We start from the raw sequence: 26066 nt of genomic DNA, 5'->3' as shown, positions 1-26066 counted from the left end.
CGCCCGCCTTCCCGACTCCAGTTTCGCTGCCGTCACCGGCTCCTCCGATATGTGCGGTCACATCGTGACACGTAAGGGGGGACAGGCCTTCTCTCTCCCCAGGTGTCGGTCCGATAACGGACCGGACACCCGCTCATTAGACCCTTGACACCCCTAAAGGTCTAGGCCAAGCTCCAGCTACTGGTCTAAACCAATATGGATCAGATCCCGGCCCCACGGCAGTACTTCGCGTATGTCACCGCGGCGGGCAAGGGAAGTGCAGGCAGGCATCCCTGAGGAGGGTGGCGTGAAGCGCAAGCTCATCGCGGCGGTTGGAGTCGCGGGCATGGTTATCGGCCTCGCGGCGTGCGGTGATTCCGACAGCAAGGGCGGCGACAAGGCCTCCGATGCCAAGGAGCTCACCGTCTGGCTGACGGTCGACGCGCAGAAGAACTGGCCGGAGCTCGTGAAGGCTGCCGACGACGCGATCGTCGCCAAGCACCCGGGTCTCACCATCAAGCACGAGTACTACGGCTGGCCGGACAAGAACGCCAAGCTGGACGCCGTGCTCGCCACGGACAAGGCCCCGGACGTTGTCGAGATGGGCAACTCCGAGATGATCGGCTACATGTCGACCGGTGCCTTCGCCGAGGTCGACCCGTCGAAGTTCGAGAACTCGGCCGCCTGGCTGGACGCCCTCAAGGAGTCCGTGACCTACGACGGCAAGACCTACGGTGTCCCCTACTACGCCGGTGGCCGCGTCGGCACCTGGCGCAAGGACATCGCCGCCGAGGCCGGCGTCACCGCCGCGCCGAAGACCTGGGCCGAGTACACCGCCGCCCTCGACAAGATCCAGGCCGCGAAGGGCGACAAGTTCAGCGCCCTCTACCAGCCCTCCCCGGACTGGTACGCCGCGATGTCCTTCGTCTACGAGGCGGGCGGCAGCATCGCCAAGAAGGACGGCGACAAGTGGAAGGGCAACCTGTCCTCCCCCGAGTCGCTGAAGGGGCTGAAGCAGTACAAGGAGCTCCTCGACAAGTACATGCACGCCGACAAGACCAAGGACGAGTCCGACCGTCCGGTCGTCTTCGGCCAGGGCAACTCCGCGGCGATCTTCGCCGCCGCCTGGGAGGGCGCCACCGCCGCCACCCCGGAGAACGACAAGGTCGGCGGCCTGAAGGACAAGCTGGAGAACTTCGTCCAGCCCGGTCCGAGCGGCAAGAACCTCCCGGTCTTCCTGGGCGGTTCGGACCTGGCCATCCCGGCCAAGTCCAAGGCCAAGGACATCGCCGCCGAGTGGATCAACGTCTTCACCGGCGCCCAGGGCCAGAAGGGCCTGGTCGAGAAGGGCAACCTGCCGAACAACAAGACGGACCTCGGCCCGCTGAAGGCCGACCCGAAGACGCAGGTCGCGGCCACCGCCGCCGAGTCCTCCTGGTTCGTCCCGACGGCGTCCGGCTGGGGCCAGATCGAGAAGGCCAAGCTCCTCCAGACCACGCTGCGCGACATCGGCACCGGCAACAAGTCGGTCGAGGAAGCGGCCAAGGCCGCCGACGCCGAGATCGACAAGGTCATCAACACCAAGTGACCTGAGTGGGCAGGGCCCCGCCGGACGGCGGGGCCCTGCTGCCCGTCAAGAGAGGGACCCCCGAGGAGCGCGCGATGAGTGCCGCACAGACAACCACCGCCGACCTGCCGCCGGCGAAGCAGAAGACTTCCCCCGGAGCGAAGTCGGGAAGCCCGGCCGCACCGGGCCGCACCGGCCGCAAGGGCCCCGGCGCCACGCCCTGGCTGCTGCTGGCCCCGTGCCTGCTGGTCATCGCCCTCGTCATGGGGTACCCGCTCTACCGGCTGGTGGCCCTGTCCTTCCAGAGCTTCGGCAAGTCCGAGCTCTGGGGCTTCAAGGATCCCGAGTTCGTCGGCTTCGACAACTTCGCCAAGATCCTCGGCGACGGCGAGTTCTGGGCCGTCGTCCTGCGTACGGTGATCTTCGCGGTCGGCGCGGTCGCCGCGACGATGGTGATCGGCATGCTCATCGCGCTGCTGCTCCAGAAGGTCTCCGGCTGGGTCAAGGCACTCATCAGCATCGCCCTCGTGGCCAGCTGGGGCATGCCCATCATCGTCGCCACCGCCGTCTTCAAGTGGCTCTTCGACGCCGACTACGGCGTCCTCAACTACCTGATGAGCAAGCTCCCCGGCGTCGACATGATCGGCCACAACTGGTTCACCAGCGGCCCCCAGGGCCTCGCCGTGATCATGCTGCTGGTGGTCTGGGGCGCGGTCCCCTTCGTCGTCATCACCCTCAGCGCGGGCCTCACGCAGGTTCCCAAGGAGCTGGAGGAGGCCGCCCGGCTCGACGGCGCGGGCGCGTGGGGCGTGTTCCGGCACGTCACCCTCCCCATCCTGAAGCCGATCCTCGTCATGCTGACGACCCTCTCCGTCATCTGGGACATGGGCGTCTTCCCGCAGGTCTTCGTGATGCGCAACGGGAACCCGGAAGCCGAGTTCCAGCTGCTGACCACCTACTCGTACCAGCAGGCCTTCGTGGTCAACGACTATTCGGGCGGCTCCGCGATCGCCCTGGTGACCGTCCTGCTGCTGCTCGGCGTGGTCGCCGTCTACATGCGCCAGATGCTCAAGATCGGAGAGGTGGAATGAGCGTGACCACCACGTCCACCGCGTCCACTGCGCCCGCCGCCCGCCCCGCGACCGCGCGCGGCGCAGGCCTGAAGCAGCGGCGGAAGTCCAAGCTCGGCTGGAACCTCCTCGGCCTGCTGGTCTTCGCCACCGCGGGCTTCCCCGTCTACTGGATGCTCAACACGGCCTTCAAGCCGTCCAAGGAAGCGATCAACCCCGATCCGCAGTTCTTCCCGCACACCTTCACGCTGGCCAACTTCTCCCGCGCGCTGGACATCGCCGACTTCTGGGGCCCGGTCGGCCGCAGCCTGATCGTCTCGCTCGTCGTGGTCGTCATCGGCATCGCCGTCGGGATGCTGGCCGCCCTGGCCATCTCCCGCTTCGCCTTCCGCGGCCGCAAGGTCGTGATCGTCGGGATCCTCGCCGTCCAGATGGTCCCGCTCGTCGCGATGATCATCCCGGTCTTCCTGCTCCTGAACGACCTCGGCCAGTACGACAAGCTCACCGGCCTGATCATCACGTACCTGACCTTCGTCCTGCCCTTCACCGTGTGGACGCTGCGCGGCTTCATCGTCAACATCCCCAAGGAGCTGGAAGAAGCGGCCATGGTCGACGGCTGCACGCCGACCGGCGCCTTCCTGCGGGTCGTCTTCCCCCTGCTCGCCCCGGGCATGGTCGCCACGTCCGTCTACGCCTTCATCCAGGCGTGGAACGAGTACCTGTACGCGCTGATGCTGATGAGCCAGCAGAACCAGACCGCCACCGTCTGGCTCGGCAACTTCACCACCAAGCACGGCACCGAGTTCGCCCCGATGATGGCCGGCTCCACCATGATGGCCGTCCCGATCGTGGTCCTCTTCCTCATCGTCCAGCGCAAGATGGCCGCGGGCCTCACCGCCGGCGCCGTGAAGGGATAACGGCCCCATGACTGTTCTTGCGCACCGCACCGACACGGTCACCCGCGACGCCCTCGCCGTCCTCCAGCCCGGCTTCGAGGGCACCACCGCGCCCGCCTGGCTGCTCCGCCGGGTCGGCGAGGGCCTCACCGCCGTCGGTCTGTTCGGCCGCAACATCGCCTCGCCCGAGCAGCTCGCCGCGCTGACCGCGCAGCTGCGTACCGAGCGCGACGACGTCCTGGTCGCCATCGACGAGGAGGGCGGCGACGTCACCCGCCTAGAGGTCCGCGGCGGTTCGTCCTTCCCCGGCAACCTGGCCCTCGGCGCCGTCGACGACACCGCGCTGACCCGCGAGGTCGCCCGCGAGCTGGGCCGCCGCCTCGCCGAGTGCGGGGTCAACCTCAACTGGGCCCCGTCCGCGGACGTCAACTCCAACCCGGACAACCCGGTGATCGGCGTACGGTCCTTCGGCGCCGACACCCACCTCGCCGCCCGGCACACCGCCGCCTACGTCGAGGGCCTCCAGGCCGCCGGCGTCGCCGCGTGCACCAAACACTTCCCCGGCCACGGCGACACCAACGTCGACTCGCACCACGCCCTGCCACGCATCGACGTGGACCTGGACACCCTCCAGGCCCGCGAGCTCGTACCCTTCAAGGCGGCCATCGAGGCCGGCACCAGGGCCGTGATGAGCGCGCACATCCTGGTGCCCGCCCTCGACCCGACCCGCCCGGCCACGCTCAGCCCGCAGATCCTGACCGGTCTGCTGCGCAGGGAGCTCGGCTACGAGGGCCTCATCGTCACCGACGGCATGGAGATGCACGCCATCGCCGGCACGTACGGGATCGAGCGCGGCTCGGTGCTGGCCATCGCGGCCGGCGCCGACGCCATCTGCGTCGGCGGCGGACTCGCCGACGAAGCCACCGTCCTGCGGCTGCGCGACGCGCTGGTTGCGGCCGTCCGCGAGGGGGCACTGCCCGAGGAGCGCCTCGCCGACGCCGCCGCCCGCGTCCGCGCGCTCGCCGCATGGACCCGCGGGGCCCGGCCGGACGCGCAGCCGGAGGGGAGCCGCGCGTCCGGCATCGGGCTGACCGCCGCCCGCCGCGCCCTGCTCGTCACGGGCTCGATCAAGCCGCTCACCGGCCCCTACGTCGCCACGCTCGCCCCCGTCGCGAACATCGCGGTGGGGGACGAGACCCCGTGGGGCGTGGCGGCCGAACTCGCCGGGCTGCTCCCGGGCACCGCCTCGGGCGTCTACCCGCAGGGCGCCTCGGCCGGGGACATCCTGGCGGCCGCGGGGGACCGTACCGTCGTCGCGGTGGTCCGTGACGCGCACCGGCACCCCTGGATGGCCGAGGCCGTCGACGCGCTGGTCGCGGCCCGGCCGGACACGGTCGTGGTCGAGATGGGCCTGCCGCGGACGGAGCCCCGCGGAGCCCTCTACATCGCGACGCACGGCGCGTCCCGGGTCTGCGGCCGAGCCGCGGCGGAAGTCATCGCGGGGGCGTAGCCCTGCGGTAACGCCGGACGGCCGGACGAGCCCGCACATGCCGAAGGGCCTGGCCCCGCAGGGGGGGACCAGGCCCTTCGGTGTGCCGGTGCGGCTACAGCCCCTGCCAGGACGGCTTGTTGGCGTAGGTGTGGCGGAAGTAGTCGGCCAGCTTCAGCTTCGAGGCGGCCGCCTCGTCCACGACCACCGTGGCGTGCCGGTGCAGTTGCAGCGCGGAGGCCGGCACCAGCGCGGACAGCGGGCCCTCGACGGTCTGCGCGACCGCCTCGGCCTTGCCCTCGCCGGTGGCCAGCAGGACCAGGTGGCGGGCGTCGAGGATGGTGCCGATGCCCTGGGTGATGACGTGGTGCGGCACCTGGTCCAGGTCGTTGTCGAAGAAGCGCGCGTTGTCCACGCGGGTCTGCTCGGTCAGCGTCTTGATCCGGGTGCGGGAGGCGAGCGAGGAGCACGGCTCGTTGAAGCCGATGTGGCCGTCGGTGCCGATGCCCAGGAGCTGGAGGTCGACGCCGCCGGCCTCGGCCAGGGCACGGTCGTAGGCCTCGCACGCGCCGACGATGTCCTCCGCGGAGCCGTCGGGGCCCATGAAGGAGGCCTCGGACAGGCCCAGGGGCTCGACGACCTCGCGCAGCACCACCGCGCGGTAGGACTCGGGGTGCCCGGCCGGCAGGCCGACGTACTCGTCGAGCTGGCAGATCCGCGCCCCGGAGGCGTCGACCTGTCCGGCCCGGACCTTGGCGGCGAGGGCTTCGTAGATGGGCAGCGGGGTAGAGCCGGTCGCCACGCCGAGCAGGGCGTCGGGCTTGCGGCGCACCAGGGCGGCCATGGCCTCCGCGATGAGCTCGCCGCCTGCCTTGGCGTCCGGGACGATGACAACTTCCACGCGGGGCCTGCCGATCTGGAGTGAGTGGTGTGGTATAGACCAATCTAGCAGAGGCCGGCGCGTACGGCGGGGGTCTCGCCGATATCCATGGTGGTCCGGATCCGGGCGTCCGGCCCGCCGGTGCTCCGGGCTGCGGAGCGCGGCGGGCCGGGCCCGGGAGCCGGGCTCAGAGCAGGGCCAGCTGGAGGCCTCCCGTCGCGTCCAGGTGCTGTCCGGTGACCCAGCGGGAGTCGGGCGAGGCGAGGAAGGCCACCACGTCGGCGACCTCCGGCGCCGTGCCCACGCGGTGGAAGACGGAGCGGGCGGCCAGGTGCGCCCGGGTCGCCTCGTCCGCGAGGAGGTCCGCGTTGAGGTCGGTCTCGGTGATGCCCGGGCCCACCGAGTTCACCGTGATCCCGCGCGGGGCCAGTTCGGCGGCCAGCGACCGGGTCAGCGCGTTCACCGCGCCCTTCGCCGTGATCGTGGCCAGGATGGCCGGCAGGGCGATGTCCGGGGTGCCGGTCACGTTCACGATCCGGCCCCCGTCCCGCAGCCGCTCCAGCCCGTACCTGATCACGAAGAACGGCGCCCTGGCGTTGAGCGCGTGGGCCCGGTCGTACGTCTCCTCGTCGGTCTCCGCGATCCCCGCGAAGGCCGCGCCCCCGGCGTTGTTGACCAGGACGTCCACCCCCTCGGTGTGCGCGGGATGGGCCGCGTACGCCGCCCACAGGGCCCGTGCGTCACCGGGGACGCCGAGCTCCGCCCCGATGGCGAAGGCCCGTCCGCCGGCCGCCCCGATCGCCTCGACGGTCTCCTGTGCCGCCGCCGCGTCCCGGCCGTAGTGCACCGCGACCAGGGCCCCGTCCCGCGCCAGCCGCTCGGCCACCGCCCGTCCGATGCCCCGGCTGCCGCCGGTGACCAGTGCCGTCTTCCCCTCGAGCACGCCCATGACGCGCCCCCCTCCAGTAATTGCTAGTGGTCGCTACAGAAAGGAACGTACCAGATTCCCTAGCGAGCGCTATAGAATGCGGGCATGGTGACAGGACAGCGCGGCAGGCCCCGTTCCTTCGACCGCGACGCCGCCCTCGACAAGGCGATGCTCGCCTTCTGGGAGCACGGCTACGAGGCGACCTCCATCGCCGACCTGACCGCCTCGCTCGGCATCAGCGCCCCCAGCCTCTACGCGGCCTTCGGCGACAAGCGCACGCTCTTCGATGAGGTCGTGGGGGTCTACGGGGGCCGGTACGCGGACTTCGCGGGGGTGGCGCTCGCCGAGGAGCCCACCGCAGGGGCGGCCGTCGCCCGCATCCTGCGCGAGGCCGCCGAGATCTACACCGACCCGGCCCACCCGCGGGGCTGCATGGTGATCAGCGCCGCGACCAACACCACCTCGCAGGAGGTGGCACAGGCGCTGCGCGAGCGGCGCAACGCCGGCCTGGAGATGTTCGAGAGCCGGATCCGGGCCGACATGGCCACGGGGGAGCTGCCGGCCGACACCGACGCGCGGGCGCTGGCCCGGTACGCGGGGGCGGTGCTCCAGGGGATGTCGCAGCAGTCGCGCGACGGGGCGACCCGGGAAGAGCTGGAAGCGGTGGCGGAGCGGGCCCTGCTGGCCTGGCCCGAGGCCCGATAGGCCGGTGCGGTGCGGCCGAGTGCGGCCGGGGGGGCTTTCCGCCCCGCATTCCCTCCGCGGTCCCGCGGGGGGAGTTCCTCTGGGCCACGGTGCAGAACGGGACCCTCGACCCGCCCGGCACCGTAGCCCGGAGTACTTACGGCCGACAGGTGTGCGGTTCCCGACGGCCGGTGGAGGTGCCTGCGCGGTCAGGGCAGAGCGCGCGGCTTACCTCGATCCGTCCTCCTGTGCGGGGAGGGCGGAGGTTCTTCCATCAATTGTGGACTAGACCATTCTGTTCTGTCCATCCAATGACAGGGCCCGGAAACCCGTCACTTCCTCCAACAGTACGCGGCTCGCGCCCCGCTTGGATACTCCTGAGTACTGTCGTGGGCAAAGTCATGGCGCGTACCCGGGGTACGCTCGCCACGTGCCCTCCATGAACGACCTCGTACGCCAGCACACCGCTCTCGGTGAAACCGACCTGGAGTGGCTCCACCTGCTGGTCTCGGAGTGGCAACTGCTCTCCGACCTGTCCTTCGCCGACCTCGTGCTGTGGGTGCCCACCCTCGACGGCACGCGGTACGTCTCGGTCGCCCAGATGCGCCCGAACACCGGTCCCACCTCGTACCAGGACGACATGGTCGGCCACCTGGTGCCGCGCGGCCGCCGGCCGCTGCTGGACGCCGCGCTCGACGAGGGCCGGATCGTGCGCGAGGGCGACCCGGAGTGGCGCGAGGAGGTGCCGGTCCGCGTCGAGTCGATCCCCGTCCGCCGCGAGGGCCGGGTCCTGGGCGTGATCGCGCGCAACACCAATCTGCTCACTGTGCGTACACCGAGCCGGCTGGAGCTGACCTACCTCCAGTCCGCCTCCGACCTGGCCCAGATGATCGCGGCGGGCTCCTTCCCGTTCCCCGGCCAGCAGGTCGACATGGACGCCTCCCCGCGCGTCGGGGACGGCCTCATCCGCCTCGACGCCGAGGGCGTGGTCACCTACGCCTCGCCGAACGCGCTCTCCGCCTACCACCGGCTCGGCCTCGCCTCCGACCTCGTCGGCCAGCACCTGGGCAACACCACCGCCGAACTCGCGCCCTCCCGCGGGCCGGTGGACGAGGCCCTGGTCAAACTCGCCAGCGGCTGGGCCCCCCGGGAGACCGAGGTCGAGGGCAACAGCGGGGTCATCCAGCTGCGCACCATCCCGCTCAAGCCGAAGGGCACCCGGATCGGCTCCCTGGTGCTGTGCCGCGACGTCACGGAACTGCGACGTCGCGAACGTGAATTGATCACCAAGGACGCGACCATCCGGGAGATCCACCACCGGGTGAAGAACAACCTCCAGACCGTGGCCGCACTGTTGCGGCTCCAGTCCCGCCGGATGGATTCCGCACAGGGGCGTGAGGCGCTCAACGAGGCCGTGCGCCGTGTCGGATCGATCGCGATCGTGCACGAGACGCTCTCTCAGAACCTCGACGAGCGGGTCGAGTTCGACGAGATCGCCGACCGCGTCATCGCGATGGTCTCGGAGATCTCGCCGGGCAGGGTCGACTGCCGGCGTACCGGCAGGTTCGGGATCCTGGACGCGGAGGTCGCCACTCCGCTGTCGATGGTGCTGACCGAGATCCTCCAGAACGCCCTGGAGCACGCCTTCGCCCAGGGGGAGCGGGGGACCGTGGAGGTGGCCGCGATCCGCTCCGGAACCGGTCGCACCGACGGCCGGCTGCTGATCACCGTGCTCGACGACGGCAGCGGTCTGCCCGAGGGATTCGATCCTCAGCGGGCCGGCAACCTCGGGCTGCAGATCGTACGGACCCTCGTGGAGGGGGAGCTCGGCGGCACCTTCGACATGGTCCGGGCCGAGCCGCGCGGCACCAAGGTCGTCCTGGACATCCCGTCCACCCCGCAGAAGTAGCAGCCGGTCCGTAACTCAGCGTGACGCTCTGCGTGGCGCCCGCACAGCACTGAGCCCCGGACCGAATGCTTCGGTCCGGGGCTCAAGAGCACGTTGCTGAGCGCTTGTTCGGTACTACGCGCTGCGCGTCGAGGCTCGAAAGTCGTTGTCAGGCGCTGGCGTTGCGCGCCCGGTTGCGAGCGGCGCGGCGCTTCATGGCGCGGCGCTCGTCCTCGCTGAGACCGCCCCAGACGCCGGAGTCCTGACCGGACTCGAGCGCCCACTGCAGGCACTGCTCCATGACGGGGCAACGGCGGCAGACGGCCTTGGCTTCCTCGATCTGCAGCAGCGCAGGACCGGTGTTGCCGATGGGGAAGAAGAGTTCCGGGTCTTCCTCACGACAAACGGCGTTGTGACGCCAGTCCATGGCTGCTCCATCTCCTTGTATTGCGAACAGGTTGCTTGTGAATGTGAACGCTTTCACGAATCCCCCCGTGAGGGAAGGGTGACCGCCCGGTTTCACGCGGGTGATCCATCAGAGATTCGTGGAGGGGTTCTGGCGGTCTGTGTGGGTGCCGGGTGTTGCGGGCTGTCCCGATCGCCATGAAGAGATTCGCAAACCTCGGACGGGGATACAACCCCTTCCGGAAAGTTTTTTTTGATTCGTCGGTGTCGACTAGGTCACAGCCCTACATCGTGAGGGTGGACCGGCGTGTAAACGTTCGACTGAAAGGCCCCTGGGCCCTTCTACTCACACAATCACACGCAGTGCACGGCGTACGCCTGTGAACCGAACGCTGGTCCGCAGTCCGAGGTGATCGCCGTCCATCTGGAAGGGAAGCGGAACCTTCGAATGCAAGGTGAAGTCGGTCAGATCGTGCAGAGACACCGCGTGCTTGCCGTGCGGACCCCGCTCAGGAGTGGAGGTCAGGAGCTGTGTCGCGTACCGGGCGACGGCCGGAGTTGACAAACGGTTCAGTGCCAATACGTCAAGCGCAGTATCGAACGAGGCTTCGGGGGAGGCGTAAAGCGGACGATTCCCCAGATACGTCCACGGTGACGTATTGCACACTATCGACAGCACCAGATCGGTCACCGGTTCCGCGCCGGGGCGCTCCAGCGTGACCGTGCCGTGCCGCCGGTTGGGCTCCTCCCAGAACTGGCGCATCAGCTGTCGCACATACAGGGCGTGGGTCGAACGCTTGCCGCGCTCGCGCTGCTGCTCCACCCGGCCCACCACGCCGGCGTCGAAGCCGAAGCCCGCGCAGAAGGTGAACCAGCGGGCCGGGACCGACTCGTCCTCGGTGCCCGGGGTGCCGGCCGCCAGGCCCAGACCCACCGTCCGCTCGCGCTGCTCCCGCAGCGCGTCCAGGAGGGCTCCGGTCGCCTCGACCGCATCGTTGGGCAGCCCCAGCGCGCGGGCGAACACATTGGTGGACCCGCCGGGAACCACCGCCAGCCGGGGGAGGCGCTCCGGATCGGGCCCGTTGTGCAGGAGCCCGTTCACCACCTCGTTGACCGTGCCGTCGCCGCCCAGGGCGACGACGAGGTCGAGCCCCTCGTGCGCCGCCTTCCGTCCCAGGTCCCGGGCGTGCCCGCGGTACTCGGTGGTGACCGCCTCCAGCTTCATCTCGCTGGCCAGGGCGTGGGTCAGGACGTCGCGCGTGCGCGCACTGGTGGTCGTCGCTGCTGGGTTGGCCACGAGAAGTGCACGCATGAGCGCCAGACTACCCACCCCCTCCGATGCCGACCGTACTGCCCGTCCCCTCCGGGCCCGGGGGCCGCGCCGCTACCCTGCTGGGGTGAGTAAGAAGCAGCCCGCGAACGCCCCCGCCCCCGCCGCCGACCCGTCCGCGGCCCCGCCCGCCGCGCTGCCCGGCCGGCTGACCGCGGCCGCCGCGCTCACCGCCCTGGAGGGCCTGGCGCTGGCCGGCCTCGGGCTCTACATGCTGTTCGTGGGGATCGCCGGCGACCCCGACTCCCCGCAGCAGGCCGAGACGGGCGGGATCACCCTGCTCGCACTCGCCGCACTGCCGCTGATCGCTGCCCGGGGGCTGCGCCTGGGCCGGCGCTGGAGCCGCGGCCCGGCGCTGATCACCCAGCTGATGGCGCTGCCGGTGGCCTGGACCCTGTACAGCACCGGCGGCGCGATGATCGCCGCCGCCGTGGCGCTGGCCCTGGCCGCGGTGGCCGTCGTGGCGCTCCTGGTGAACCCGACGGCGACCGAGGCTCTCGGTATCGGGCCCGGGGAACAGGCCCGATAGCCGGTCGTCCGGTTCTTCCCCGCCGCCGAGCCCCGCTGCCCGCTGCCCGTTACTCCTCGACGAGGAGCTTGTCGCGGAGCTGGGCCAGGGTGCGGGCCAGCAGCCGGGAGACGTGCATCTGGGAGATGCCGACCTCCTGGGCGATCTGCGACTGGGTCATGTTGCCGAAGAAGCGAAGCAGCAGGATCCGCTTCTCCCGCGGGGGCAGGCCCTCCAGCAGCGGCTTGAGGGACTCGCGGTACTCGACGCCCTCCAGGGCCTCGTCCTCCGCGCCCAGGGTGTCCGCGACCGCCGGCGACTCGTCGTCGGTGTCCGGGACGTCGAGCGAGAGCGTGCTGTAGGCATTGGCCGATTCCAGCCCCTCCAGCACCTCCTCCTCGGAGATCCCCAGCCGCTCGGCCAGTTCGTGCACCGTCGGGGAGCGGCCGTGCTGCTGGGACAGTTCGGCCGTGGCCGTCGTCAGCGAGAGCCGCAGCTCCTGCAGGCGACGCGGCACCCGGACCGCCCAGCCCTTGTCGCGGAAGTGGCGCTTGATCTCGCCGACCACCGTGGGCGTGGCGTACGTGGAGAACTCGACCCCGCGGTCCGGGTCGAACCGGTCCACCGACTTGATGAGGCCGATGGTCGCGACCTGCGTCAGGTCGTCCAGCGGCTCACCGCGGTTGCGGAAGCGCCGCGCCAGGTGTTCCACCAGCGGCAGGTGCATCCGTACCAGCCGGTTGCGCAGCTCCGCCTTCTCCACCGAACCGTCGGGCAGTGCCCGCAGTTCGATGAACAGCGCCCGCGCGCCACTGCGGTCGCGCGGATCCGGCAGGGCCGGGGTCACCGGGAACACCGGCGCCGCCGGCACTGCCGGAACCACCGGCGCCGCCGGGGCCGTGGCCTCGGTCGGCCGGGATGGTTGTGGCTGTTCCTGCTGGTTCTCGCTCATAGGGCCCGCCCGTCGCTCCGCCGAGTCCAAAAAGCCGTCTTCCGCATCCGCGTCAGCCGGGTGCGGTCGGGCGTGCTGTTGCTCCGGGATGCCGCCGTCGACCTCGTGTCGTACCCGGGGCCGATCCCCGCCCCGTACCGGGATCTCCCCGCCGCTCACGCCGGGCCTGGTCCCGCGCCGCGCTGTTTGTAGAGGCTGATGCTCACCGTCCGGTTCTCCTCGACCGTGGCCTCGACCTTGCCGGCCAGTGCCGACAGCACGGTCCACGCGAACGTGTCACGCTCGGGCGCCCGTCCGTCGGTGGTGGGCGCCGAGACCGTCACTTCCAGCGAATCGTCGATCAGCCGGAACACGCAACTGAGGACGGAGCCCGGCACGGCCTGCTGGAGCAGGATCGCGCAGGCCTCGTCCACCGCGATGCGGAGGTCCTCGATCTCGTCGAGGGTGAAGTCCAAACGTGCCGCGAGACCGGCCGTGGCCGTCCGCAGCACCGACAGGTAGGCACCCGCAGCGGGCAGCCGGACTTCCACGAAGTCCTGAGTCCCGGGCTCGCCTGCGATCTGGGACACCCTCACCTCCAAGGTGGTACGAGCTCTGTTCGCCGGTGACGCTATCGCGATCCGGGCGATCGTGTCGCGGCACCCCTCTTGGTACCCGCTCCGAGCACCCCGCCTGCGAGCCAGTGACTGATGGTAAGCCCATGGGTACGCACAGTGGCTAGGGGTCTGCGGGGCCCAAATCAGGGGAACCGGCGGAGGGTTGAACTACCCCGCCTCAGACGATCGAACCGTCGACAAAACACCAGCGCCAGGTCTCGCCCGGTTCGAAGCTCCGCATCACCGGATGGCCGGTCTCCCGGTGGTGCGCGGTGGCGTGCCGGTGGGGCGAGGAATCACAGCAGGCCACGTGCCCGCACCCCAGGCACATCCGCAGCTGCACGGGGTGGCTGCCGAGCGCCAGGCACTCGGAGCAGGTGTCGTGGGAGGGCACCGGTTCGGGACGCGGCAGTTCGGCAACGTGGGTGCACTCGCTCATCGCATTCTCCTTGTACCGGAACCCCGGCCTTCAGTCTCGGGGCGAACCGCGCGCACGGGCCGGAGCTGCGATGCAGCGGAGTGTCGATGCGTCACGCTTTGACCGGAGCTTGATCTCGTACAGAATACGTTCCCGCCGTGCGAGTCATGAGGATCTCCTCGGTCAAGCCCGCGCGTTCGGGGCGAGCGGCCGACGATTGAGGTGGATCTTCGATGGAGGTATTGCCGCTGGTGGCGCTGATCGCCGGCAGCGCGGCCGTCGCCGGACTGGCCCGTCGGACCCCGGTGCCCGCGCCGCTGCTGCTGGTCGTCTTCGGCCTGCTGGCCGGGTACGTGCCCGGGGTGCCGGCGTACACGCTCGACCCGCACATCGTGCTGCCGCTGCTGCTCCCGCCGCTGCTGTACACGGCCGCCGTGGACAGCTCGTACCTGGACCTGCGCGCGAACATCCGGCCCATTGCGATGCTCTCGGTGGGCTACGTGCTCTTCGCGACGCTCGCCGTCGGATACGCGGCGTACCTGCTGGTGCCGGGGCTGACCATGCCGGTGGCGCTGGTGCTGGGCGCGGTGATCGCCCCGCCGGACGCCGTCGCGGCCACCGCGATCGCCCGCAAGCTGCGGCTGCCGAACCGCATCACGACCATCCTGCAGGGCGAGTCCCTGGTCAACGACGCCACCGCGATCACCGCGTACAAGGTGGCGCTGGCCGCGGCCGTCGGGGTGAGCGCCGGCTGGGCGGGCGGCATCGCGGAGTTCCTGCTGGCCTCGGTCGGCGGTATCGGCGTCGGCCTGCTGCTGATGGTCCCCATCCACCAGCTGCGCACGCGGCTGAAGGAGCCGCTGCTCCAGAACACCCTCTCGCTGCTGATCCCCTTCGTGGCGTACGCGGCCGCGGAGCGGGTGCACGCCTCCGGGGTGCTGGCCGTGGTCGTCGTCGCGCTGTACCTCGGCCACCGCAACTGGCAGGTCGACTTCGCCACCCGCCTCCAGGAGGAGGCGGTGTGGAGGGTGGTCGCCTTCGTGCTGGAGTCGGTGGTCTTCGCGCTGATCGGGCTCCAGCTGCCGGTGGTCCTGGGCGGGCTCGGGGAGTACGACGGCATGCACGCGGCCACGTACGCGGTCGCCGTGTTCCTCGCGGTGGTGGTGGCCCGGTTCCTGTGGGTGTTCCCGGCGACCTTCGTGCCGCGCTGGCTGTCGGAGCGGATCCGGGCGCGGGAGAGCGACACCGACTGGAAGGCTCCGGTGATCGTGGGATGGGCCGGGATGCGCGGCGTGGTCTCGCTGGCCATCGCCTTCTCCGTGCCCATGTCGGTGCCGCACCGGAACCTGATCCTCTTCCTGACCTTCACCACGGTCATCGGGACGCTGGTGGTGCAGGGGCTGACGCTGCCGCCGCTGATCCGGGCGCTGAACCTGCCGCCGAAGGACGTGCAGGCCGAGACCCTGGCCGAGGCGCAGGCGCAGAGCGAGGCCTCGCGGGCGGCGGAGGAACGGCTGGCGGAGCTGCTGGAGGAACCGGAGAGCAGCACGCTGCCGCCGCCGCTGGCGGACCGGCTGCGCACGGTGCTGGAGCGGCGGCGCAATGCGGTGTGGGAGCGGCTGGGCGAGGTCAACCCGGAGACGGGGGAGTCGGCGGACGACATCTACCGGCGCCTCGCCCGGGAGATGATCGCCGCCGAGCGGGAGGTCTTCGTGACGCTGCGGGACCAGCGCCGGATCGACGACGAGATGCTGCGGGCGCTGCTGCGCCGGCTGGACCTGGAGGAGGCCGCGGCCTACCGCGAGGAGGGCTGAGGCCGGCGTCGGGGCCGGGGCGCCGGGGCGTCGGGCGCGGCTACGGCCGGCCCGTGACCACGGCGGCGAGGGTCGTACCGGGCGGGAAGGCGCCGGAGGCGGTGAGTTCGGTCAGGGCCCAGAGCAGCTTGGCCACGTAGATCCGCTCGACCGGCAGGCCGTGGCGGGAGGCGAAGTCGGCGGCGAAGGCCTCCAGCGCGGCCGGGACCCGGGCGTAGCCGCCGTGGTGGAAGTCCTCGGCCAGGGTCCAGTCGCCGGCCGGACCCCCGAAGGCGGCCGCCTGGAGGGAACGTATCTCCGCGGCCAGGAAGCCGCCCGCCAGGACCGGAACACCGAGCGCCCGCTGCCCGGGGCCCAGCCCGGCCGCGAGGCCCGCCAGGGTGCCGCCGGTGCCGCAGGCCACCGCCACCACATCGGCGGCGCCGCGCAGTTCCCGGCCGAGCTCGGCGCAGCCGGCCAGGGCGAGCGCGTTGCTGCCGCCCTCGGGGACGACGTACGCACCGCGCGCGCCCGCCGCGTCCACCAGCCGTGCCAGCCGGTCCGGCTCGGCCTTGCGGCGGTACTCGGACCGGGAGACGAAGTGCAGCCGCATACCGTCTGCGGCGCACCGGGCGAGGGAGTCGTTCAGGGGCCGCCCGGCGAGCTCGTCCCCGCGCACGACGCCGACCGTCCGCAGCCCGAGCAGCCGCCCGGCGGCGGCGGTGGCGCGCAGGTGGTTCGAGTACGCCCCGCCGAAGGTGAGCAGCTGATCGTGGCCGCCCGCGAGGGCGGCCCGGAGATTGGGCGCGAGCTTGCGCCACTTGTTGCCGGGCAGCTGCGGATGCACGAGGTCGTCGCGCTTCAGCAGCAGCCGCACGCCGTACCGTTCGAACCTGTCGTCCGCCGCCTCGACGAGCGCGGACGGCGGGCGCGGCAGCAGTTCGGGATGGGTCACCGGGTCATTGTCCCTGGTGGGGGACGGATTGTGGGGGACGGGCTACTTCAGGCGCTCGCCGATGCGGGCGCGCATGGCGTCCATCGTGAAGCCCCTGGGGTCGACCTTGCCCGGCTGCCATTCGCGGTGGCCGATCACCGAGCGGGCCGTCCAGTGGTGGACCCGGCACAGGGCCGCCGCGGCGCGGGCGATGGCGTCGAGCTGGACGGCGGGCCAGGGGTCCTCGCCGTCGCCGAGGTTCTCGCACTCGAAGCCGTAGAAGTGGCGGTTGCCGTCGGTGTCCGTCTCGTTGTCCGGCGGGAGCCGCTTCTCCGCGATGACCGCCGCGAGGACGTCGGAGTCACCGGCGCCCGCGTGGTTGGCGCGGCCGTAGCCGACCAGGTGGACGCGGCCGTCCTTGGCGATCACGCCGTGGCACAGGGGGCCGGGGAGGGCGCTGTGGCCCTCGCGGCAGAGCTCGACGGTGTGGGCGGTGCCGCGGGTGACGGTGTGGTGGATCATCACCCCGTGAACCGGCCCCCAGGGGCCCTTGTGGTTGCGGTTGTGGGTCCGCCAGGCGCCGACTTCGACGACGGTCAGACCCTCGTTCCGCAGTGCGTTGATGAAGCGGTCCGCGGACATGGGTGCGGCCATGGCCGCCTCCTTCGTTGCGGTGCGCGACGGACACCCTCTGTGCTCGTCTCGTCACCCTCCGGTTTAGTGGAGGCGACCCCTCCGCGCTAGTGCCTTCGTACGGCGAGCGAGCCGATCCGGCCAGGTGTCAGACCGATGCGAGCCACAGGTCCGGGCCGAAGACCTCGTAGTGGATGTCGGCGGCCGGCAGCCCCTTGGCGATCAGCTGCTCGCGCACGGCCCGCATGAAGGGGAGCGGTCCGCACAGGTAGGCCCGGGTGCCCGGCGCCAGGGCGACGGCCGAGAGGTCCATGCGGCCCTGGCCGTCGCCCGGCTCCGCCGCCTCCTCGTACCAGAACCGGGCCGAGGCGTCGGCCAGCTTGTGCGTCAGCGCCCGGTGGTCGCCCCGCAGCGGGTGGTCGGCGGGGGAGCGGTCCGCGTGCAGCACGGTCACCGGGGCGGTGTGCCCGGTGTCGGCCAGGTGCTCCAGCATCGACAGCATCGGGGTGCAGCCGATGCCGGCCGAGGCGAGCAGGACCGGGGCGGCCGAGTCGGCCAGGACCAGGTCGCCGTAGGGGGCCGAGACCCGCAGGGTGTCGCCGGTACGGACCCGGGCGTGCAGGTGGTGGGAGACCTCGCCGTCCGGGCCCGCGGCGGCCGGGCCGTGGACCCGCTTGACGGTGATCGCCCGGATCGTGGAGCCGGGGGAGGTGATGAGGCTGTACTGGCGGATCTGGCGGGCGCCGTCCGGCAGTTCGACCTGGACCGAGACGTACTGGCCGGGCCGGTGGGCGGGGGCCGGGGCGCCGTCCGCGGGAGCGATCCGGAAGGTGGTGCAGTCCGCCGTCTCCGCCACCCGCTCGGTGACGGTCCACTTGCGCCACACGTCACCGGCGACGACCTGCTGCTCGGCGTAGAGACGCTCCTCCAGGGCGATCAGGGCGTTCGCCATCAGCCAGTAGACCTCGTCCCAGGCCCGGGCTACCTCGGGGGTGACGGCCTCGCCGAGGACCTCGGCGATCGCCTCGAACAGGTGCCGGTGGACGACCGCGTACTGCTCGCGGGTCACACCGAGGCTGGCGTGCTTGTGGGCGATGCGGTTCAGCATCACGTCGGGCCGCGTGTCCGGGTGGGCGAGGAGGTGGGTCGCGAAGGCGGCGACGGAGCCGGCGAGGGCCTGCTTCTGGAGGCCGGCGTTCTGGTTCCCCCGGTTGAAGAGGTCGCGGATCAGTGCCGGGTGGGCCGCGAAGAGCTTGGTGTAGAAGAGCTCGGCTATCTCGCCGATGGCCGCTCCGACGGCGGGCAGGGTGGCTCGTACGGTGGCGCTCGACGTCTCGGACAGCATGGGGAACTCCTCGCGTGATGGGGCTGTGGGGCTGTGTGCGTGATCGATTGAATTTGCATCTAAGATGCATATTTTTGATCGCAGAAGGACCGCCGTGATGCGGACTTCTGTTCGGACGTGCGCCGGAACGGTGTGGACCGGTCCGGTCCGACGGCGGTAATCGGCCATCGGCCCATCGGGCCGAGGGTCAGGGGCTGCTGCCCGCCCCGGTCGGGGCCCTGCTCGAAATGCCCAGCAGGAGCGGCCCGGTCGGGGACGCCACCAGGTCGTTCACCGTCAGCGGGTCCAGCGCGGCGTAGAAGGCCTCCTGGGCACGGCGCAGGGCGCCGCGCAGGACGCAGGCCCCGCGCAGCGGGCAGGGGGTGGTGCCTTCGCAGTCCACGACGTCCCCCTCGCCCTCCAGCTCGCGCACCACCGAGCCGACCGGGGCGGCCCGTCCGGCGGAGGTCAGGGCGAGCCCGCCGCCGCGGCCGCGCCGCGCCTCGACCAGGCCGAGGTGCTGCAGTCTGGCGACCACTTTGGCCGTGTGCGTGTAGGGGACCTCCATGGTCGCCGCCACGTCACGGGTGGTGGGGAGGTCCGTTTCCTCGATGGCCAGGCGCATCAGGACGCGCAGTGCCAGGTCGGTGAATCGGGTCAGCCGCATGGGGCCACCGTAGGGAAACTTGCATCTCCTATGCAAGTTAGAGCGGCGGGAGGGTCGCGCATGGCCGAAATTGATGGGTCGCGTGGGGCTGGGGAGGCTCGTGGGGAAGGAGGTGGCCCCAAAGGGTGCCCCGCACCCGGACGGAGTAGTCCCACCCTTTTGTGTAATGGTCCGACCACGTTCCGTGCTGACAAGCTGCACCCGCAGATCCATGGAGTGATCGAAAGGGAAAGACATGTCGGTCCAGGCAGGTTCCGAGTCCGAGGCCCAGACACCGCAGCGCAGTCTCGGGACCACGGCCGCACGGAACTTGGCAACCACGACCAAGTCCGCGCCGCAGATGCAGGAGATCACCTCGCGGTGGCTCCTGAAGATGCTCCCGTGGGTGTCGGTGCAGGGCGGCACGTACCGCGTCAACCGCAGGCTGAGCTACTCGGTCGGCAACGGCGTCGTGGAGTTCATCAAGACCGGCACCCAGGTCCAGGTGATCCCGGCCGAGCTCGGTGAGCTCCCGCTGCTGCGCGACTACGAGGACCTCGACGTCCTCGGCGAACTCGCCCAGCGCTGCCGGCAGATCGACTTCGAGGCCGGACAGGAGCTCACCTCCTTCGGCAGCCCCGCCGACGAGGTCTTCCTGCTCGCCCACGGCCGCATCGACCAGATCGGCCCCGGCCCCTACGGCGAGGACGCCGTCCTGCGGACCGTCGCCGACGGCGCGTACTTCGGCGACGACTCCCTCGTCGATGAAGAATCGATTTGGGAGTACACCGCCCGCGCCGCCACCTCCGGCACCGCCCTCACCCTGTCCCGGCAGGACTTCCAGCTCCTCGCCGACCGGGTCGAATCGCTGCGCGCGCACGTGGAGGGCGTACGGAGCCGGCCCGACCGGCAGACCAACAAGTACGGCGAGGCCGCGATCGAGCTCTCCGCCGGCCACGAGGGCGAGGCCGTCCTCCCCGGCACCTTCGTCGACTACGAGGCCCGGCCGCGCGAGTACGAGCTCTCCATTGCACAAACGGTCCTGCGGGTCCACAGCCGCGTCGCCGACCTCTACAACCACCCGATGAACCAGACCGAGCAGCAGTTGCGGCTCACGGTCGAGGCGCTGCGCGAGCGCCAGGAGCACGAGATGCTCAACAATCGCAACTTCGGCCTGCTCCACAACGCCGACTACGACCAGCGCATCCAGCCGCACGACGGCGCACCCAGCCCCGACGACATGGACCAGCTGCTCAGCATGCGGCGCGGCTCCAAGCTGTTCCTGGCGCACCCCAAGGCGATCGCCGCCTTCGGCCGTGAGTGCAACAAGCGCGGGATCTACCCCGAGTCGGTGGACGTCGGCGGCAACCGGGTGCCGGCCTGGCGCGGGGTGCCGATCTTCCCGAGCAACAAGATCCCGATCAGCGATGCCCGCACCACGTCCATCCTGTGCATGCGCACCGGCGAGGACGAGCAGGGCGTGATCGGGCTCCACCAGCCGGGCATCCCGGACGAGATCGAGCCGAGCCTGTCGGTCCGTTTCATGGGCATCAGCGAGCAGGCGATCATCTCGTACCTGGTCACCGCCTACTTCTCGGCCGCGGTGCTGGTGCCGGACGCGCTCGGCGTGCTGGAGAACGTCGAGATCGGCCGCTGGCGCTGACCGCCGTGAACGCCATCGCGACCGGTGAGGGCCAGGACGCCGCAGCCCTCCTGGACCGGACGAGACAAGCGGTCGACCCGCAGCTGCGCCGTACCCTCGAGAGCCTGCCGGGCTCGATGCGGCGGGTGGCGATGTACCACTTCGGCTGGGAGCACGAGGACGGCAGCCCGGCCGCGGGCGGCGCGGGGAAGGCCATCCGGCCGGCCCTGGTGCTGGCCGCGGCGCAGGCCCTGCGCGGTCCGGATGCCGGGCCGGCCGACGAGGCCGTGAAGGCGGCGGCCGCCGTGGAGCTGGCGCACAACTTCACGCTGCTGCACGACGACATCATCGACAAGGACGTCCGGCGGCGCGGCCGGGCCACGGCCTGGACCGTCTTCGGGACGCCGGACGCCATCATCACGGGCGACGCGATGATGGCGCTCGCGCTGCGGCTGCTCGCGGAGGATCCGCATCCGGCCGCGGCGGCGGCCTCGGCCCGGCTCGCGGCCTGCATCATCGAGCTGTGCGCGGGCCAGCAGGCGGACTGCGCCTTCGAGCAGCGCCCGGAGGTCTCGCTCGACGAGTGCCTGGCCATGGCCACCGCCAAGACCGGGGCGCTCCTGGGCTGCGCGTGCGCGCTGGGAGCCTTGTACGCGGGGGCCGGGCTCGAGGAGGTCGACGCCATGGACGCGTTCGGGCGGGAGGCCGGACTGGCCTTCCAGCTGATCGATGACCTGATCGGCATCTGGGGGGACCCGGGGCACACCGGCAAGCCGGCCGGGGCCGACCTGATCGCCCGCAAGAAGTCCCTCCCGGTCGTGGCCGCCCTCACCTCGGGCACCGCGGCGGGCAAGGAGCTGGCCGCGCTGTACGCCGGCCCCATGACCGGGGACGACGTACGCAGGGCGGCCGACGCGGTGGACCGGGCCGGCGGGCGGGACTGGGCGCAGGCCGAGGCCGCGGACCGGATGGGGCGGGCGGTCCAGCAGCTGTCCCGGGCCGTGCCGGACCTGGGGGCGGCGGGCGGGCTGCTGGCACTGGCGGAGTTCGTGACGCGCCGCACGAGGTGACACGCGCCGCACGAGGTGAGACGTAAGGGGGGCCCGAGGCCCGTTCCGGTACCGCATGGTGCCGGAACGGGCCTTACCGCATGTCCGCGCCAACTCTAGGATCGCTCAAGGTTGTTGACACGTGAGTGAAGGGTGTGACCAGTGGCGCTGGAGATACGTCAGGCGGATCAGTCGGACCGGGACGCGGTGGCCCGGCTGCTCGACGAGTCCTTCCGCACCGACCCGGTGAGCAGCTGGGTCTTCCCGGACCCGGAGCACCGCGCCGCGGTGCACGGGAAGTTCCTCGGCGTCTTCGTGGACGTGGCGCTGGAGGAGGGGCGGATCGACTACGCCGTGGACGGTTCGGCGGCCGCGCTGTGGCTGCGGATCCCGGCCGCCGACCCGCAGGGGGAGCCGGTCGAGGACGAGGTCCCGGCGCGGATGCGGGCCGTCGCGGACCCGGACAACGAGCGCTGCGAGCTGGTCGGGCGCCTCACGGGCGCGGTGCACCCCACCGCCGAGGAGCACGAGTACCTGTTGATGATCGCGGTCGCGCCCGGCCGGCAGGGCGAGGGGCTCGGTACGGAGCTGATGCGTCCGGTGCTGGAGCGGTGCGACCGCGAGGGGGTGCCGGCGTACCTGGAGGCGAGCAGTGAGCGCAGCAAGGGGCTGTACGAGCGGCTCGGCTGGGAGTTCACGGGGGAGGCGGTGCGGCTCCCCGAAGGGCCGCTGATGTGGCCGATGTGGCGCAAGCCGCGCGGCTGAGCGCCGCTGCCGCGCCCCGGGGCGATAGTCGTTGCGTAACCACTTCAGGTGAAGTACTTTATGCGACGTGCCCCGGTGCGGTGGCACTGCCCACCGAAAGAGAATCGCTTGCGCAAGCTCACGTACTTCATCGCCACCTCCGTCGACGGGTTCATCGGTGCCCCGGACGGCGACGGCGATTTCTTCTACAGCCACCTCGACGCGGAGTTCGTCGGGTACCTGGCGGCCGAATACCCCGAGACCATCTCGGCCCAGGGACGCGTCCACCTCGGGATCGCCGACGCCGCCCCCAAGCGCTTCGACGCGGTGATCATGGGACGGCGCACCTACGAGCCGGGCCTCGCCCAGGGCATGACCAGCCCCTACGGCCACCTGCCCGAGCAGTACGTCGTCTCCCGCTCCCTCACCGCGCCGCCCGACCCGCAGGTCCGGCTGATCGGCGGCGACCTTGCCGCCGAGGTCCGCGCCCTCAAGGCCCGGGACGGCCTCGGCATCTGGCTCTGCGGCGGTGCCGACCTCGCCACCCAGCTGATCGACGAGATCGACGAGATCATCGTCAAGACCTACCCGGTCTTCGCGGGCACCGGCATGCCGATGTCGCACGCCGGCTTCGGAGTGCGCCCCCTGGAACTGACCGGGGTCAGGACCTTCGGCGGCGGCCAGGTCGTCAGCACGTACGCCGTCCGCCGGAGCTGACCCGCCGAACGCACGGAACCGGCCTACCGTGGAGGTATGGCCGGTGAACAGCAGCACCACGCGCACGAGACGGTGGCCCCGCAGGCCGGGCACGAGCAGCAGGCGTGCCCGGCGTGCGGTCGCCGCGTCGACACAGTGGTCAGGCGGCGCAAGTCCCTCGGGATCTTCATTCCGGTGTGGGGCCGGGGTCCCTGCCGGAACCCCGACTGCCGTGACTACGCGGACCCCGAGGAGCGGTGACTCAGCCCTTGGCGCCGAGATCCTTCGCGCCCAGGCCCGAGGCGAAGCCGTTGGCCCAGAGCTGGTTGACCCGCGCCCGCTCGGCGGAGTTCGGGTTGGCGTTCTGGCACGAGGTGCCCGGGCCGCCGCCCGACATCAGCTCGCTGCACGGGCCCGAGTAGTGGTCCGGCAGGCCCAGCACGTGGCCGGTCTCGTGCGCGGTCACCCGGGTGGAGTTGTACTGCTGGTTCTGCCGGTAGTCGAGGAAGATGTAGCCCCGGCCGTGCCCGTCCGTGCTCGCGTACGAGCCGCGTGAGTCATTGCCCTCGCGGTAGGAGAAGTTCCCGCCCGAGGACACCTCCTGCAGCTTCACGTTGGACACCGAGCTGTTCCAGATCTGCGTGGAGCGGGCTATCTGGGTGCGGAAGCTCGGGGCGCTGCGGGTGTTGTACGTGACGGTCACGGCCAGGACGCCGGGGTTGGCGGCGCGCTGCTCGGCGACCGAACGCTGCACGGCCTCGAAGAAGGCGCGGTTGGCGGCCTCGTTCTCCGGCGAGCGGTCGTACGCGGCGTAGCTCACGGCGCTGCCGACGGGGGCGGGCGCGGCGGTGGCGGTGGGGGCGACACCAAGGGCGGCTGCGAGGCCGAGGCCGACGGTCGTGGCCAGCATGGCCTTACGGGAGTGGCGCATGTGGGGGAGCTCCTACTCGTCCGGTGCGGTGGGGGGTGGTCTTTCGGTACCGGAGTCTGCGGGAGCACAAGTGCCCGGCGGATGATGTCAGTCCCCGATAGCGCGGGCCTATCGGGAAGATTTCGGAAGACCAACTAGCGTGAGAATGGCGGGATTCGGGGGGCTATCGGTGGCTGGTGCGGTCCATAGGGACCGGCCTACCCTCAGGGCATGGAGCTTGAGGTCAGGCACCTGCGCGCCCTGTGCGCCATCGCCGACGCCGGAAGCCTGCACAAGGCCGCCCGGCAACTCGGCGTGAGCCAGCCCTCCCTGACGACCCAGCTCCGCCGTATCGAACGGGCCCTCGACGGCGAGCTGTTCCTGCGCGAGCGCACCGGCTGCCGGCCCACCCCCTTCGGCCGGACCGTGCTGGGCCGGGCCCGCCCGCTGCTCGCCGAGATGGCCGCGCTGGTCGCGGAGGCCCGCGAACTGGCCCACGCATCGAGGCTGCGCATCGGCTCCACCGCCAGCAGCGCGCTGCCGGGCTGGCTGCGGCGGATCCACCGCAGGCTGCCGGACACCGAGACCTCGCTGGTGGTGGACGTCTCCGCCAACGCGCTGCTCAGGATGGTCGCCGCGGGGCAGCTGGACGTGGCGTTCGTGCACGAGGTGGAGGGCAGTCCGCTGCGGGTGCCGCCCGAGCTGGAGCTGCGCGTACTGATGGAGCGGGAACCGCAGTTCGTGTCGATGTCCCGGGACCATCCGGCCGCCGGCCAGGCGGTGGTCTCCTTACGGGACCTCGCCGCCGACCGCTGGATGGTGGATCCCTCGGTCGACGGCGAGTGGGACGGGCTGCGCCGGGTCTTCGCCGGGGCCGGGCTCGACCCGCCCGTCCTGCACGCCGACTACCACACGGCGACCTCGCTGATCATCTCCGGCGAGGCGGTCGCGCCCTGCCAGCCGACCTCCGGGCCGCGCGAGGACATGGCGATCCGGCCGCTGTGCGGGGACCCCCTCGCCGTACGCCTGCTCCTGGCGACCCGGCCCGGCGCGCACGCCGAGGTCTACGAGGACCTGCGCGCGGCCTACCGCGAGGCCGCGCTGCGCACGCCCCCGTACCGCGCCTGGCTCCACCACCACGCGAGCCCGCTCCTGGAGGTGGCGTAGCGGCGGATTCCGCCGGTCAGCGCCGCGCGCGTGCCCGGTCGTAGGCGAGGACCGCCGCCCCCTGCGCCAGCAGGACCGCGCCCGCCGTGGCCCAGCCCGGACTGCGGCGGTGCGCGGCCCAGGCCAGCAGCGGTGCGCCGGCCGCGACCTGGGCCGCGCCCAGCAGCCGGGCCCTCGGCCCGTGGATCCACGGGCCCGCCGGGCTCCCCTCCACCGCGTCGAGCTCGGCCCGCACCGCGTCGCGCCAGCCCGACCACTCCACCGTCTCGACGCCGGGGGCCACCCGGGCCGCACCCCGGAGCCGGTCGGCCGGTTCGCCCGGCGCCAGTCCGGCCGGCAGGGCCAGTCCGGCGCGGGTCAGCAGTGCGACCAGGGCCAGCAGCCGGCCCTCCCCGTCGACGGCCGGGTCCGCGTCGGCGCGGGTGAGGCGTTCGAGGTCCGCCAGGTCCAGGACCGGGTCGAGGCCGAGTCGCGCCGACAGGGCCCGCATCGCGCCGGGCTCGCCGTCCGGGCGCCCGGCGGCGTCCCACGCGTGGGCGGCGGTGCGCCGGAACCCGCTCGACAGGGCGAAGCCGGTCCGGCCGTCCTCCCACCACAGGCTCAGCACCGGCCAGTCGGCGCCGAGGGCGAGGGCCGATCCCCAGCCGGAGAGGACCTCCGCCACGCTCTCCCGGCCGTCCCGCCAGGGCTTGTCCTCGGGGACGAGCACGCTCCATTCGCCCGCCGGGGCGAGCAGCAGGCGGACGCGCAACAAGTGGGCCGGGCGGCGGACGGCCAGGGGTTCGGCGCGGCAGAGCAGCAGTCCGCCGGTCACGGTCCGGGAGATTGACATGCCCACACAATAGAGCAAAACACCCCAAACGGCGGGGTTTCGGGAGAGTGCTTGACTTCCCTTGACCGCGATATATCGTGTTAACAGAAGACGCGATATGTTGCGT

The 26066-nt window shown here is 71.5% G+C and carries 27 protein-coding genes; 14 read left to right on the top strand and 13 right to left on the bottom strand.

Annotated elements, in window-relative coordinates:
* Window positions 1–286: 286 nt before the first annotated feature.
* The 4 genes from B6R96_RS12395 to B6R96_RS12380 all read left to right on the top strand — a co-directional run bounded on the left by B6R96_RS12395 (window position 287) and on the right by B6R96_RS12380 (window position 5022).
* The gene (locus tag B6R96_RS12395) at window positions 287–1567 is read left to right on the top strand and encodes an extracellular solute-binding protein (RefSeq protein WP_052873822.1); all 1281 of its coding nucleotides are present in this window, start codon (window positions 287–289) and stop codon (window positions 1565–1567) included.
* A 74-nt stretch (window positions 1568–1641) separates the two neighbouring features.
* The gene (locus tag B6R96_RS12390; RefSeq protein ID WP_030385966.1) at window positions 1642–2637 is read left to right on the top strand and encodes a carbohydrate ABC transporter permease; all 996 of its coding nucleotides are present in this window, start codon (window positions 1642–1644) and stop codon (window positions 2635–2637) included.
* Window positions 2634–3533, top strand: a complete 900-nt coding sequence (locus tag B6R96_RS12385; RefSeq protein ID WP_237291403.1) for a carbohydrate ABC transporter permease — start codon at window positions 2634–2636, stop codon at window positions 3531–3533. Before B6R96_RS12390 ends, B6R96_RS12385 begins: the two co-directional genes overlap by 4 nt.
* Window positions 3534–3540: 7 nt before the next feature.
* The gene (locus tag B6R96_RS12380) at window positions 3541–5022 is read left to right on the top strand and encodes a glycoside hydrolase family 3 protein (RefSeq protein WP_030385968.1); all 1482 of its coding nucleotides are present in this window, start codon (window positions 3541–3543) and stop codon (window positions 5020–5022) included.
* A gap of 94 nt (window positions 5023–5116) precedes the next feature.
* Here B6R96_RS12380 and nagB read toward each other — a convergent pair whose 3' ends face one another.
* Together nagB and B6R96_RS12370 are read right to left on the bottom strand one after the other, a co-directional pair.
* Window positions 5117–5902 carry a glucosamine-6-phosphate deaminase gene (gene nagB / locus B6R96_RS12375; RefSeq protein WP_030385969.1) on the bottom strand — a complete coding sequence of 262 codons (786 nt, stop codon included), beginning with the start codon at window positions 5900–5902 and terminating at the stop codon, window positions 5117–5119.
* Between the two features lie 166 nt (window positions 5903–6068).
* Window positions 6069–6830: an SDR family oxidoreductase gene (locus tag B6R96_RS12370; RefSeq protein WP_081522495.1), complete on the bottom strand. Its 762-nt coding sequence runs from the start codon at window positions 6828–6830 to the stop codon at window positions 6069–6071.
* Between the two features lie 84 nt (window positions 6831–6914).
* On the opposite strand from B6R96_RS12370, the gene B6R96_RS12365 reads away from it, so the two are divergent.
* Both B6R96_RS12365 and B6R96_RS12360 read left to right on the top strand, forming a co-directional pair.
* Entirely contained in the window at window positions 6915–7514 is a 600-nt protein-coding gene (locus tag B6R96_RS12365; RefSeq protein ID WP_081522494.1) for a TetR/AcrR family transcriptional regulator, read from the top strand.
* A 418-nt stretch (window positions 7515–7932) separates the two neighbouring features.
* Complete coding sequence (locus B6R96_RS12360; RefSeq protein WP_030385972.1) at window positions 7933–9402, top strand: sensor histidine kinase; 1470 nt, start codon at window positions 7933–7935, stop codon at window positions 9400–9402.
* A gap of 148 nt (window positions 9403–9550) precedes the next feature.
* Here B6R96_RS12360 and B6R96_RS12355 read toward each other — a convergent pair whose 3' ends face one another.
* Complete coding sequence (locus tag B6R96_RS12355; protein WP_003953983.1) at window positions 9551–9808, bottom strand: WhiB family transcriptional regulator; 258 nt, start codon at window positions 9806–9808, stop codon at window positions 9551–9553.
* Window positions 9809–10132: 324 nt separating this feature from the next.
* The gene (locus B6R96_RS12350) at window positions 10133–11098 is read right to left on the bottom strand and encodes a diacylglycerol/lipid kinase family protein (protein ID WP_081522493.1); all 966 of its coding nucleotides are present in this window, start codon (window positions 11096–11098) and stop codon (window positions 10133–10135) included.
* 85 nt (window positions 11099–11183) lie between these two features.
* On the opposite strand from B6R96_RS12350, the gene B6R96_RS12345 reads away from it, so the two are divergent.
* Window positions 11184–11645 carry a hypothetical protein gene (locus B6R96_RS12345; RefSeq protein ID WP_053703965.1) on the top strand — a complete coding sequence of 154 codons (462 nt, stop codon included), beginning with the start codon at window positions 11184–11186 and terminating at the stop codon, window positions 11643–11645.
* A gap of 49 nt (window positions 11646–11694) precedes the next feature.
* On the opposite strand, the gene B6R96_RS12340 is transcribed toward B6R96_RS12345, so the two are convergent.
* The 3 genes from B6R96_RS12340 to B6R96_RS12330 all read right to left on the bottom strand — a co-directional run bounded on the left by B6R96_RS12340 (window position 11695) and on the right by B6R96_RS12330 (window position 13611).
* Window positions 11695–12735: an RNA polymerase sigma factor SigF gene (locus tag B6R96_RS12340; RefSeq protein WP_203351619.1), complete on the bottom strand. Its 1041-nt coding sequence runs from the start codon at window positions 12733–12735 to the stop codon at window positions 11695–11697.
* Window positions 12732–13145: an anti-sigma regulatory factor gene (locus B6R96_RS12335; RefSeq protein WP_030012703.1), complete on the bottom strand. Its 414-nt coding sequence runs from the start codon at window positions 13143–13145 to the stop codon at window positions 12732–12734. The genes B6R96_RS12340 and B6R96_RS12335 overlap by 4 nt, the downstream gene beginning before the upstream one ends.
* A 205-nt stretch (window positions 13146–13350) precedes the next feature.
* The gene (locus tag B6R96_RS12330) at window positions 13351–13611 is read right to left on the bottom strand and encodes a UBP-type zinc finger domain-containing protein (protein ID WP_030385976.1); all 261 of its coding nucleotides are present in this window, start codon (window positions 13609–13611) and stop codon (window positions 13351–13353) included.
* Between the two features lie 212 nt (window positions 13612–13823).
* Here B6R96_RS12330 and B6R96_RS12325 point away from each other — a divergent pair, with 212 nt between their 5' ends.
* A complete protein-coding gene (locus B6R96_RS12325; RefSeq protein ID WP_081522492.1) occupies window positions 13824–15404 on the top strand; it encodes a Na+/H+ antiporter in 1581 nt (526 codons plus the stop codon).
* A gap of 40 nt (window positions 15405–15444) precedes the next feature.
* Here B6R96_RS12325 and B6R96_RS12320 read toward each other — a convergent pair whose 3' ends face one another.
* The 4 genes from B6R96_RS12320 to B6R96_RS12305 all read right to left on the bottom strand — a co-directional run bounded on the left by B6R96_RS12320 (window position 15445) and on the right by B6R96_RS12305 (window position 18941).
* A complete protein-coding gene (locus tag B6R96_RS12320) occupies window positions 15445–16338 on the bottom strand; it encodes a 1-aminocyclopropane-1-carboxylate deaminase/D-cysteine desulfhydrase (protein WP_053703966.1) in 894 nt (297 codons plus the stop codon).
* A gap of 42 nt (window positions 16339–16380) precedes the next feature.
* Window positions 16381–16971, bottom strand: a complete 591-nt coding sequence (locus B6R96_RS12315; RefSeq protein WP_184791660.1) for a peptidoglycan recognition protein family protein — start codon at window positions 16969–16971, stop codon at window positions 16381–16383.
* 127 nt (window positions 16972–17098) lie between these two features.
* The gene (locus B6R96_RS12310; RefSeq protein ID WP_081522491.1) at window positions 17099–18295 is read right to left on the bottom strand and encodes a globin domain-containing protein; all 1197 of its coding nucleotides are present in this window, start codon (window positions 18293–18295) and stop codon (window positions 17099–17101) included.
* Window positions 18296–18482: 187 nt separating this feature from the next.
* The gene (locus B6R96_RS12305; protein WP_052873811.1) at window positions 18483–18941 is read right to left on the bottom strand and encodes an RrF2 family transcriptional regulator; all 459 of its coding nucleotides are present in this window, start codon (window positions 18939–18941) and stop codon (window positions 18483–18485) included.
* A 235-nt stretch (window positions 18942–19176) separates the two neighbouring features.
* On the opposite strand from B6R96_RS12305, the gene B6R96_RS12300 reads away from it, so the two are divergent.
* From B6R96_RS12300 to B6R96_RS12280, 5 genes are all read left to right on the top strand, one after another.
* Window positions 19177–20583 (top strand): family 2B encapsulin nanocompartment shell protein, encoded by a 1407-nt coding sequence (locus tag B6R96_RS12300; RefSeq protein WP_081522490.1) that lies wholly within the window; start codon window positions 19177–19179, stop codon window positions 20581–20583.
* Complete coding sequence (locus B6R96_RS12295; RefSeq protein ID WP_203351724.1) at window positions 20580–21632, top strand: family 2 encapsulin nanocompartment cargo protein polyprenyl transferase; 1053 nt, start codon at window positions 20580–20582, stop codon at window positions 21630–21632. Before B6R96_RS12300 ends, B6R96_RS12295 begins: the two co-directional genes overlap by 4 nt.
* 141 nt (window positions 21633–21773) lie before the next feature.
* Window positions 21774–22376, top strand: a complete 603-nt coding sequence (locus tag B6R96_RS12290; RefSeq protein ID WP_081522489.1) for a GNAT family N-acetyltransferase — start codon at window positions 21774–21776, stop codon at window positions 22374–22376.
* Between the two features lie 108 nt (window positions 22377–22484).
* Window positions 22485–23072, top strand: coding sequence for a dihydrofolate reductase family protein (locus tag B6R96_RS12285; protein ID WP_081522488.1), 588 nt, complete (start codon window positions 22485–22487; stop codon window positions 23070–23072).
* Between the two features lie 36 nt (window positions 23073–23108).
* Window positions 23109–23312 carry a hypothetical protein gene (locus tag B6R96_RS12280; protein WP_052873807.1) on the top strand — a complete coding sequence of 68 codons (204 nt, stop codon included), beginning with the start codon at window positions 23109–23111 and terminating at the stop codon, window positions 23310–23312.
* A gap of 1 nt (window position 23313) precedes the next feature.
* Here the strand turns inward: B6R96_RS12280 and snpA are convergent, their stop codons facing one another.
* Complete coding sequence (snpA, locus tag B6R96_RS12275; RefSeq protein WP_081522487.1) at window positions 23314–23982, bottom strand: snapalysin; 669 nt, start codon at window positions 23980–23982, stop codon at window positions 23314–23316.
* A gap of 210 nt (window positions 23983–24192) precedes the next feature.
* Between snpA and B6R96_RS12270 the strand changes: the two genes are divergently transcribed.
* Window positions 24193–25128, top strand: a complete 936-nt coding sequence (locus B6R96_RS12270; RefSeq protein ID WP_030385993.1) for a LysR family transcriptional regulator — start codon at window positions 24193–24195, stop codon at window positions 25126–25128.
* A 16-nt stretch (window positions 25129–25144) separates the two neighbouring features.
* On the opposite strand, the gene B6R96_RS12265 is transcribed toward B6R96_RS12270, so the two are convergent.
* Complete coding sequence (locus tag B6R96_RS12265) at window positions 25145–25954, bottom strand: hypothetical protein (RefSeq protein WP_203351723.1); 810 nt, start codon at window positions 25952–25954, stop codon at window positions 25145–25147.
* Window positions 25955–26066: the final 112 nt, after the last annotated feature.

The sequence above is a fragment of the Streptomyces sp. Sge12 genome, assembly GCF_002080455.1.
Classification (GTDB): domain Bacteria; phylum Actinomycetota; class Actinomycetes; order Streptomycetales; family Streptomycetaceae; genus Streptomyces.
Note: the sequence above shows the minus strand (reverse complement) of the source record. Positions and strands in the feature narration are given on the sequence as shown.

Coding starts and splice junctions, on each gene's coding strand:
- B6R96_RS12390 (WP_030385966.1), top strand. CDS start 1,642: ATGAGTGCCGCACAGACAACCACCGCCGACCTGCCGCCGGCGAAGCAG.
- B6R96_RS12385 (WP_237291403.1), top strand. CDS start 2,634: ATGAGCGTGACCACCACGTCCACCGCGTCCACTGCGCCCGCCGCCCGC.
- B6R96_RS12380 (WP_030385968.1), top strand. CDS start 3,541: ATGACTGTTCTTGCGCACCGCACCGACACGGTCACCCGCGACGCCCTC.
- B6R96_RS12370 (WP_081522495.1), bottom strand. CDS start 6,830: ATGGGCGTGCTCGAGGGGAAGACGGCACTGGTCACCGGCGGCAGCCGG.
- B6R96_RS12365 (WP_081522494.1), top strand. CDS start 6,915: ATGGTGACAGGACAGCGCGGCAGGCCCCGTTCCTTCGACCGCGACGCC.
- B6R96_RS12360 (WP_030385972.1), top strand. CDS start 7,933: ATGAACGACCTCGTACGCCAGCACACCGCTCTCGGTGAAACCGACCTG.
- B6R96_RS12355 (WP_003953983.1), bottom strand. CDS start 9,808: ATGGACTGGCGTCACAACGCCGTTTGTCGTGAGGAAGACCCGGAACTC.
- B6R96_RS12350 (WP_081522493.1), bottom strand. CDS start 11,098: ATGCGTGCACTTCTCGTGGCCAACCCAGCAGCGACGACCACCAGTGCG.
- B6R96_RS12330 (WP_030385976.1), bottom strand. CDS start 13,611: ATGAGCGAGTGCACCCACGTTGCCGAACTGCCGCGTCCCGAACCGGTG.
- B6R96_RS12325 (WP_081522492.1), top strand. CDS start 13,824: ATGGAGGTATTGCCGCTGGTGGCGCTGATCGCCGGCAGCGCGGCCGTC.
- B6R96_RS12315 (WP_184791660.1), bottom strand. CDS start 16,971: ATGGCCGCACCCATGTCCGCGGACCGCTTCATCAACGCACTGCGGAAC.
- B6R96_RS12310 (WP_081522491.1), bottom strand. CDS start 18,295: ATGCTGTCCGAGACGTCGAGCGCCACCGTACGAGCCACCCTGCCCGCC.
- B6R96_RS12305 (WP_052873811.1), bottom strand. CDS start 18,941: ATGCGGCTGACCCGATTCACCGACCTGGCACTGCGCGTCCTGATGCGC.
- B6R96_RS12300 (WP_081522490.1), top strand. CDS start 19,177: ATGTCGGTCCAGGCAGGTTCCGAGTCCGAGGCCCAGACACCGCAGCGC.
- B6R96_RS12280 (WP_052873807.1), top strand. CDS start 23,109: ATGGCCGGTGAACAGCAGCACCACGCGCACGAGACGGTGGCCCCGCAG.
- snpA (WP_081522487.1), bottom strand. CDS start 23,982: ATGCGCCACTCCCGTAAGGCCATGCTGGCCACGACCGTCGGCCTCGGC.
- B6R96_RS12270 (WP_030385993.1), top strand. CDS start 24,193: ATGGAGCTTGAGGTCAGGCACCTGCGCGCCCTGTGCGCCATCGCCGAC.